This window comes from Xanthomonas bromi, from assembly GCF_900092025.1.
GTDB classification, from domain to species: Bacteria; Pseudomonadota; Gammaproteobacteria; order Xanthomonadales; family Xanthomonadaceae; genus Xanthomonas; species Xanthomonas bromi.
In genome coordinates, this window is sequence record NZ_FLTX01000023.1 from 167,114 (window position 1) to 174,561 (window position 7,448).

Here is a 7,448-nt window from a genome sequence, read left to right on the forward strand (position 1 = left end):
GTAACGTCGTTTTGACCAGCGGTGTCATTGCTGCTCACAACCCGCCATTTCACATTGTTCATGGACCCTTGGGAGGGGAGGACATGCAATTTCGGACCACCAACCGGAAGACACCGGTTACCTTGCTTGCACTGTCGATCTGTCTGGCGCTCAGCGGCCACGCCGCCGCACAAGACGCCGCCCAACCGCCGGCCGAGCCCGCCGTGAACCTGGACGCTGTCACGGTGACCGGCTACCGCGCCAGCGTTGAGAAGGCCCTGGACATCAAGCGCGGCGAAGCCGGCGTGGTGGATGCCATCGTCGCCGAGGACATCGGCAAGTTCCCCGACCTCAACCTGGCCGAGTCGCTGCAGCGCATCCCCGGCGTGGTGATCACCCGCGATGCCGGCGAAGGCCGCGCCATCACGGTGCGTGGCCTGGGCCCGGAATTCACCCGCGTGCGCATCAATGGCATGGAAGCGCTCACCACCGTGGGCGCCGGCGACCAGAGTGGCGGCACCAACCGCGGCCGTGGCTTCGACTTCAACGTGTTCGCCTCGGACCTGTTCTCGCAGCTGATCGCGCGCAAGACGGCCTCGGCCGATGTGGAAGAGGGCTCGCTGGGCGCCACCGTCGACCTGCGCACTGCGCGCCCGTTCGACTACAACGGCTTCACCTTCGCCGCCAGCACCCAGGCCGCCTACAACGCCATGGCCGAGAAGGCCAACCCGCGTGTGGCCGCGTTGATCGCCAATACCTGGGCCGACAACACCTTTGGCGCCTTGCTGTCGGTGGCCTACACCGAGCGCCAGGTCCTAGAGGAAGGCTCCAACACCGGCCGCTGGGCCAATGGTCCGAGCAACGGTAACTTCAGTGAGGCATCGCCATTCGCCGCTGCGCGCTCGACGGACGTGTACCACCCGCGCTTCCCGCGCTATGTGCAAATGGAACACGACCAGAAACGCCTGGGCATCACCGGTTCGTTGCAGTGGAAGCCCACCGACCGCACCACCGTCTCACTGGACGCGCTGTCCTCCAAGATCGACGCCACGCGCGATGAGCACTATCTCGAGGCGATCTCCTTCAGCCGCGGTCGCGACAGCGGCACACCGCGTCGTGCCGATCGCGACGGCAAGCCCGCCACCATCGTGCGCAACGGCGAAATCCGCAACAACGCGCTGGTTTACGGCGAATTCGACAACGTCGATGTCCGCTCGGAAAACCGTCACGACGAGTGGAACACCGAGTTCAAGCAGATCAGCCTGGATCTGGAGCACCGCTTCAGCGATGCCTTCTCCGTGTCCGGTCGTATCGGTACCTCGCGCTCGGCGCACGAGAACCCGGTGCAGACCACCATCATCATGGACAAGTACGACGTCGACGGGTACAGCTACGACTATCGTGGCAACAACCGTGCGCCGGTATTGAACTACGGCATCGACCCGACCGACCCTGCCGGTTGGGAATTGGCCGAGATTCGTCTGCGTCCGCAGACAGTCGACAACGATTTCGATACGGCGCAGATCGACTTCAACTGGAACATCAGCCCCGGCTTCCGCCTCAAGGGCGGCGTGCTGGCCAAGGACTACACGTTCAGTACGGTCGAACTGCGTCGCGCCAGCGAGGTTGCAGTGCCGACCTTTGCCAATGGCTCCCGCATCGTGCCGAGTGACCTGACCGCGCTGTCCGGACTCAAGGGCATCAATGGCAGCCCGTCCAACTGGGTCGTGCCCCATCTGGATGCGGTGGCCGACCAGCTCGGCGTCTACAGCAACACCGGGACCTTCGCCGTGGCGCCGCGTGTCAACAACACCCGCAGTGTCGAAGAAAAGGACCGCGGCGTCTGGTTGATGGGCGAGTTCTCCACCGACCTCGGCTCCATCCCGCTGTCGGGTAATTTCGGTGTGCGTTACGTGCGAACCGAGCAGGAGTCCACCGGCTATGCGTTGATCAACAACGCACCGGCGCTGACCACGGTTGGCCGCAACTACGACAACACGCTGCCCTCATTCAACCTGGTTGCCGAGCTCGCTCCCGACCTGTTGCTGCGTCTGGGCGCGGCCAAGGTGATGTCGCGTCCCGGCCTGGGCAGTCTGACGCCCGGTGTGACCGTGGCCGTGGCCGGTGGTGCACGCACGGTGTCCGGCGGCAACCCGGATCTGGAACCGATCAAGGCCACCAACGTCGATCTTGGCCTGGAGTGGTACTTCAACGAGGGCGCGATGCTGGGTGTCGGTGTGTTCTACAAGGACATCGAAAGTTTCATCCAGACCGCACGCGAAGTCCGCCCGTATTCCAGCAGTAGCCTGCCGGTCGAGTTGCTGGATGGCACCGGCGCCAGCATCAACGACGACTTCACCTTCAGCATTCCATTGAACACACCCGGTGGCGAGTTGAAGGGCGTGGAAGCCAATTATGTCCAGCCATTTACGTTCCTGCCGGGCAAGTGGGCAAACCTGGGCGTGCAACTGAACTACACCTGGGTCGATTCGCAGATCCAGTATCTGTCCAGCACCGGCGCACCGGTGATGAAGAACGATCTGACCGGGCTGTCGCGCTCGTCGTGGAATGCCACCTTGTTCTACGAGGGCGAGACCTTCGCCGGCCGTATCTCGGCCACCAATCGCGACGATTACCTGACCCAGGCCCCCGGCACGGAAGCGGGATTCAACGTGGATGGCGTGCACGGCATGACCGGCACCACCATGATCGACGCCTCGCTGCGCTACAAGATCAGCAAGCAGCTGGAGCTGAGCCTGGAGGGCCTCAACCTCACCAACGAAGCGTCCGACGAATGGGTGTCGTCACCGCAAACCGGCGAGTTGCCGCTGCAGTACACCGAAAGCGGCCGCCAATACTTGCTGGGCCTGCGCTACAAGTTCTAAGGGGTGTCTGCCCGCAGCGCTCACCGCGTCGCGGGCGTAATACCAACGTTTCAATGCATCCGTACGGCGCGTCGCTGGCCGCACACCGCTACGCGTCATGCAGTGGTGTGCATCGCAACCCGGCTGCGCCGCGCACGACGCGCCGTCCTGGTCGTCAGCGTGCATGCGTTGGCGATCGCTGTGCGATGCACTGGCAGGCCGGCACCGCGTAGTCTATGCAGACCATCGCTCCGCCGGGCAATACAGGTGGCAGACCCCTGCCGGCGTGGGGCTGCCAACGTCACGCAGTATCGAATATTCGCCGCACGCTGACCCCGTGCGGCGATGCTTTTGAGGAGTAAGGCAGTGAGCGTGTTGACGTGTTGGATGGGTGTCCTGCTAATGCTTGCGCTGCCGGTCACTGCGGCGGCAGCCGAGACCCCGGAGTTGCTGTTCCGCGTTTCGGCTGATCGCAGTCTGCAATCCGATGTCGCCCGCGGCGATGGCGTGCCCAACTTCCGCGACAAGATCACCCTGGTGCCCACCGGCAAACGCGGCAATGCCATCGAATGGGCCGACGACGGCGTGCTGTCGTGGAATGCGCCCGGCAACCTCTACACCCAGCGTGGCACGCTCAGTTTCTTCTGGCGCTCGCGCTACCCGGTCGGCGAGGCGCCGTTCGTGATCTTCCGCGTCGGCTATGCCGACCACACCAGCTGGGACATGTCCTGGTTGCGCATCGACTGGAATGGCCACGGCTTCGATGCCTTCGTCACCGATGCCAACCTCGCGCGCACCCGCGTCTCGTTCAAGCTCGACAAGAACCCCGCTGCCAACGCGTGGACCCACATTGCGTTTGCCTGGGACGAAACCCGCGGCGTGCGTCTGTATGTCGACGGCAAGGAGGCCGCACGCGTGGACTGTGGCCAAGCCTGCAGTAACGGCGGCGCGCTCGACTTCGACGCCGCACTCGACCAGTTCGGCCTGGCCGGCCGCGTGATGTCGCCGCACCAGGTGCAGAGCCGCTACAACTTCCTGCGTGGCAGCGACTTCGACGAGATCCGCATCTACGACCGCATGCTCGACGGCGCAGGTGCCAGCGCACTCGCGCGCCTGCAGGAACCCAGCACCGCACCAGCCACCTCGGCGGACGCCCAATACGCCGCCTTCCTGCACCGCTACGGCTGGGACAACGGCCACGCACCGCCCACGTTGAGCGCACCGGTCACCCGCATCCGCAAGGTCGAATTCGCCGACGCGCGCGATCTCAAGCAATGGATGTGGAAGGCCACCGACGGTATCGCCGAAACCACCTGGCCGGGCGTCTACAACCGCTCGCGGCTGCCCGGGCGCGACGACTATTTCGAGCTGCCGGACTGGAACACCTACGTCGAAGGCGGCAAGGCACTCGACCTCACCCTGCCGGACGAGCGCTTCAACCGCATCGAACTACGCGGTGCCGCCTACGGCCAGGCCACCTACGCCGCATCTGATGCACAGCCGCAGCCCTTGTTTGCACGCCAGCAAGGCGTGGTGCGCAGCGTGGACCAGTTCCCCGAGCGCCGCGGCGGCACGCTGCGCTTTGCCAACACCGCGCAGGAAACTCCCATCCAGGAAATCTGGGCCTACGACGTGCAGCCCGGCCAGGTGCCCGAAGGCAGCGCGCAACTCAGCTACACCGTGCGCAGCGACATCCAGCCCGACTACGACAACCTCGCTGAGCTGCGCGCTGTCATCGTTGGCCGCTATCCAGCGAGCGAGCGCCAGACGGTGATCGCGCTGCCCACCAAGGCGCCGACACGCAAGCGTCCCAGCGACAAGGCCGCAGCACGCGCGCAGCAGCCCATCGTGCACATCCTGGTGCCCTCCAGCCTGGGCAACCCGCCGCCGGACCAGGCACTGATGCGCAGCTGGTCCTACGGCTGGGAAAACATGCACGACGGCCTGGATGGCATCGCCATTACGCTGCCGGCGCTCAACCTGCCGGCCACCCACAACGGCAGCATCCCGCTCAATATCCGCATCAAGGACCCCATCTGGCCCGCGCGCGACATGATCGACGTTTCGGTCGCGGTCGTCCCCGGCCGGGCGCGCACCCTGTGGCTGGATCTGCGCGACAGAATCTTGAGCAACGACAGCCTGATGCTCAGCATCGCTGCTGCCGCCCCAGGTTTCGACGCCAACGCGCTCGATGGCACCCAATTGCAGCTGGTGTTCAAGCCGCGCGCCGAGGCCATCAAGGAACACGTGGCCGACCGCTTCAACCAGGTCAAGGACAACTGGGGTTTTTTGGTGGAAGAACACACCACCTCCAAGCGCCAGCTGCTCTACAAGCGGCTGGACGCCGACATCACCGATCTCTTGCGCGTCGACCCGGACAACGCGCTTGGACGCGAATACTGGAACGACATCAGCTACGCCAACCAGGGCGCGTTGCCCGTGGACATGCCAACCGTCCCCAAGGACATTCCCGCCTGGGCGTTCTGGCAGCTGCAAGACCTCAGCGCCACCCGCCGCTACATCCGCTGGTGGATCGAGCAGCGCCAGGTGGCCTACGGCGATTTCGGCGGCGGCATTTCCGACGATTCGGATCTGGTGCAGCAATGGCCCGGCGTCGCCCTGATGGGCGTGGACCCGGACATCCTCAACGCCTCCATGCTGGCGCTGTCCGATGCCAACTACCGCAACGGCATGTTCACCAACGGCCTGTCCACCATCGAAACCGACGAGCTGCATTCCTACGAGGAAGGCATCAACCTCAACAGTGCCTTGCTATATCTCAACTGGGGCGATCCGCGCACCGTCGAGCGCCTGATGCAAACCGTCAAGGCCTTCGACACCATCATCCAGGTCAACCCGCAAGGCCACCTGCTATTCGCCAGCAACTGGTTCGGCGGCCGCAAGGTCTATCGCGAGCCCAACTGGCAATGGCAAAAACCGTATTCCTTCCCCATCGTGCACCCGGCCATCCTGCTGGGCGGCTATAACGCCGACCCCAACAGCCGCCGCATCGTCACAGGATTAGCCGACGGCTATCTCGCCCACGCCTACACCAACGCCAAGGGCAACTGGGCCCTGCCCAACGAGATCAACTGGCAAACCGGCAAAACCCGCGGCGGCGAACTGTTCGAAGGCAGCGGCGGTGCCGACACCTTGCACACCTTCTGGGCCGCCTACCGCTTCACCGGCGATGCGCGCTATCTCAAGCCTATCGATTACCGGGTCGCCAACAGCGGCCCGAATGGATTATCGCTGCTCAACGAAAACTTTCTCGATGTCATGGGCAAGCGCAGCGACTGGAGCGGCAAACTCATCGACGCCGCCAACAAGGGCGACGGCAGCGCTCCGGACTTCCCGCACCATGTGGCCTGGGAGCAAACCGGCAACCTCGAGTATCTCGCTGCCATTTACCGCAGCGAGGCGCGGGAGAAACTACAGAACTTCTACATGAACACCGAAGGCCACTGGTGGAGCGACCGCGTGGAATCCCCCACGGTCAACCTGCAACGCGCCCGCCTAGGCGGCGTGGCCCTCAAGCGCAATCAAACCTACCCCGGCCACACCGTGAGCTGGCGCTTCAATGACCCGGAAGCTGCCACGCAAGTGGCCATCGCCATCCCCGCACCCCGGCAAGACCGTTTCACCGTCATCGCCTACAACACCTCCAACAAGGCGCAGCGCGCCAGCATGACCGGCTGGAACGTCGCCCCGGGCCAATGGCGCATCATCCAAGGCGTGAGCAAAGCCAATGACGGCAAGCTCGACAGCACCGCCAAGACGCAAGAGGTCGCTTTCGAAAAAGGCGTGACCATCGACATCGATTTCCCCGCAGGCCGCACCACCGTCCTGCAGCTTGAACGCATCGCAGCCACCACCCCGGTCGAACTGCGCCCGGACCTGGGCATCGGCCACGGCGATGTGCGCGTGACCGCAGACGGCATTGAGGTGACTGTGCACAGCCTCGGCCACGCCGATGCACCGGCCGGGTTTGTGGTGTTGGAGGATGGGCGTGGGAAGGAGCTGGCGCGGGTGGGGTTTCCGGCACTCGCGGCACCACGCAATCTGCAGCCAATCATCACCCAGGTACGCCTGCCGCTAACCAACGCGGCAAATCTAAAGACCGCACAGGTGCGTGTGGTGACCGAAGGCAACGTGCCAGAGATTACCGACCTCAACAATAATCTCGCGCTACCCACCCCGGCCAAGTCGGCAACCGCACAAAACAGCCAATAACCCAACACACCAAGCCCTTCTCCCGCACGCGGGAGAAGATGCCCGAAGGGCGGATGAGGGCAAAGCCACTAAGAGCGGCTAACAAAACCCTTGAATTTTGTTGAGTCGGCGGCAACATTGCCGGCATGACACGTCGCAAAGAGATCCCTATTGCGCTGTGGAAGCGCATCGAGCCACTGATTCCGCAGGTCAAGCCTTCCCCCAAAGGTGGACGACCTCGTCTCAGTGATCAGCAGGCCCTCAACGGCATCGTCTATGTGCTGCGCACCGGCATTGCGTGGGAAGACCTGCCTTTGGAACTCGGCTATGGCAGCGGCATGACCTGCTGGCGTCGGCTGCGTGATTGGCAAGCCAACGGGGTGTGGCATCGTT

General features: G+C 64.0%; 3 protein-coding genes. All 3 read left to right on the plus strand.

The genetic code is table 11. From position 1 onward, the window contains the following. Nucleotides 1-83: 83 nt before the first annotated feature. Entirely contained in the window at nucleotides 84-2,864 is a 2,781-nt protein-coding gene (locus XBLMG947_RS08410) for a TonB-dependent receptor (protein WP_065467662.1), read from the plus strand. A gap of 366 nt (nucleotides 2,865-3,230) precedes the next feature. Beyond that, on the plus strand, nucleotides 3,231-7,076 hold the full coding sequence (locus XBLMG947_RS08415; RefSeq protein ID WP_065467670.1) for a LamG-like jellyroll fold domain-containing protein: 3,846 nt from the start codon (nucleotides 3,231-3,233) through the stop codon (nucleotides 7,074-7,076). Between the two features lie 125 nt (nucleotides 7,077-7,201). Then, on the plus strand, nucleotides 7,202-7,448 hold a 247-nt coding region (locus XBLMG947_RS08420), incomplete at its 3' end, for a transposase (RefSeq protein WP_139074380.1).

Bases quoted from the DNA above. Each gene is read 5' to 3' on its own strand.
- XBLMG947_RS08410 (WP_065467662.1), top strand. From the start codon at position 84: ATGCAATTTCGGACCACCAACCGGAAGACACCGGTTACCTTGCTTGCA.
- XBLMG947_RS08415 (WP_065467670.1), top strand. From the start codon at position 3,231: ATGGGTGTCCTGCTAATGCTTGCGCTGCCGGTCACTGCGGCGGCAGCC.